The 2208-nt window shown below is 71.5% G+C and carries 2 protein-coding genes; one reads left to right on the top strand and one right to left on the bottom strand.

Annotated elements, in window-relative coordinates; translation table 11 throughout:
- A partial coding sequence (locus I4I78_RS32060; RefSeq protein WP_218615257.1) for a PA containing protein occupies positions 1 to 906 on the bottom strand: 906 nt, incomplete at its 3' end.
- Positions 907 to 1058: 152 nt separating this feature from the next.
- Here I4I78_RS32060 and I4I78_RS32055 point away from each other — a divergent pair.
- Complete coding sequence (locus I4I78_RS32055; protein WP_218615256.1) at positions 1059 to 2156, top strand: adenosine deaminase; 1098 nt, start codon at positions 1059 to 1061, stop codon at positions 2154 to 2156.
- The last annotated feature ends 52 nt before the right edge of the window (positions 2157 to 2208 follow it).

Genomic DNA, 2208 nt, shown 5'->3' with positions numbered 1-2208 from the left:
GGCCTCGTCGAGCTGGCTGGAGTTGCGGCGCTCGGACTCCTCGTTGGCCTTGGACACCAGCTCGGTCACCGACGAGGTGTCGGGGCGGGCGCGCAGCGCCTCGTCGAGCTCGCCGAGCCGGCTGTCCACCGACCCGCCGATCTCGCCGATCTTCCCGTCGAGCCCGGTCTCCACCGAGTCCAGGCGGCCACCGATCTGCTCGAGCTTCTCGGTGAGCGCGTCGATCCGCTCGGCCAGCGCGTCGAACGCCGGGGTCGGGTCGACGGCCGGGCGTCCGGCCAGGTCCTCCAGGCGGCGGTGCAGGCCGACCGAGGTGTCGCCGAGCAGGTTGCGCAGGCCCTCGCCGGTCTCCTCGAACGAGTGGGTGGCCGCGTCGAGCTGCTCCTTGACCTGACGCTCGACGCCGTCGATGCGCTCCTTGATCGGGGTGGCGACCGCGTTCGGCATGGCGTCCAGGCGCATCTCGTGCCGGTCGAGACGGTTGTCCAGGTCGTCGAGGCGCTTGTGCAGCCCGCCGAGCCGGTCGTCGAGGCCGTCCATCCGGCCGGACACGCCCTCCAGGCGCCCGCCCATGCCGTCGAGACGGCCGTCGAGCTGGGCGAACGGCTTGGCCAGCTTGTCCGGCAGGGACTCGATCGCCCGGGTGATCGCGCCGAGCGCGACCTCCTGGTTGTCGAGCTTGGACACGGTCTCGTCGAGGCGCTCGGCCAGGACTCCGACCTCGGCCCGGTCCGGGAGCTCGGTGAGCTTCTTGCGCACGGTGCCGATGGCGTCCAGTGCCGCGAGCCGGGCGTGGATCTCGTCGAGTGAGTCGAAGATCTGCTGCTGTTCGCTGTCGCGGATCTCGGCCGCACGCGTCAGCATGCCGCGCATCCGGTCGAACGAGAGGTTCGAGTTGTCGCTCATGGCACCGCCGCGTTTCCTCTGAGCCAGATGGGGAGTACTCAGAGGGTAGCGACTGCCGTTCGGGTGTCGACGGACGGTCACGGGTTGGGCCGTACGGGCGTACCGGGCAGCCCGGATCGGGCTGCTCACCAGCATGTTCTACGGTTCGCCCCGTGGCTGCTCCGCTGACCGCCGAGACCATCCGGACCGCGCCCAAGGTACTGCTCCACGACCACCTCGACGGCGGCCCCCGGGTCTCCACGGTGATCGAGCTCGCCGAGGCCGCCGGTTACCGGGACCTGCCCACGACCGACCCTGCCGAGCTCGCCGCCTGGTTCCTCGGCGCGGCGCACTCCGGGTCGCTGGAGCGCTACCTGGAGACCTTCGGGCACACCGTCGCGGTGATGCAGACGCCGGAGGCGCTGGCCCGGGTGGCGTCCGAGGCGGCGCAGGACCTGGCCGCCGACGGCGTCGTCTACGCCGAGATCCGGTTCGCCCCGGAGCTGCACGTGAACAACGGGCTCGACCTCGACACCGTCGTGGAGTCGGTGCTGTCCGGGTTCCGGACCGGCACCGAGCTCGCCGCCGCCGGGGGCCGCACCATCCGGATCGGCTGCCTGCTCACCGCGATGCGGCACGCCGCGCGGTCGCGGGAGATCGCGGAACTCTCGGTGCGCCACCGCGATTCAGGAGTCGTCGGCTTCGACATCGCAGGCGCCGAGAAGGGGTTCCCGCCCACCCGGCACCTGGACGCGTTCGAGTACGTCCGCCAGCAGAACGCGCACGTCACGATCCACGCCGGCGAGGCGTTCGGGCTGCCCTCCATCTGGGAGGCGATCCAGTGGTGCGGAGCCGACCGGCTCGGGCACGGCGTGCGGACGGTCGACGACATCGTCGTGGGCGAGGACCCGGGGGAGCCGCCGCGCCTGGGCCGGCTCGCCGCCTACATCCGGGACATGCGGGTGCCGCTGGAGATGTGCCCGACCTCCAACGTGCACACCGGCGCGGCGCCGTCGCTGGCCGAGCACCCGATCGGGCTGCTCACCCGGCTGCGCTTCCGGGTCACCGTGAACACGGACAACCGGCTGATGTCGGCCTGCACGATGACCAGCGAGATGACCGACCTGGTGGAGACGTTCGGCTACGACTGGGCGACGCTGCAGTGGTTCACCGTGAACGCGATGAAGTCGGCGTTCATCGGGTTCGACGAGCGGCTCGCGCTGATCAACGACGTGATCAAGCCCGGGTACGCGGCGCTGACCGCCGACTGACCGGCGTGCGCACCGGGGCGGGCGCGGACCCTACGAAAGGCGGTACCGCCCC

The sequence above is a fragment of the Pseudonocardia sp. KRD291 genome, assembly GCF_019263595.1.
Lineage (GTDB): Bacteria > Actinomycetota > Actinomycetes > Mycobacteriales > Pseudonocardiaceae > Pseudonocardia.
This window is presented reverse-complemented; position numbering and strand designations above follow the sequence as displayed.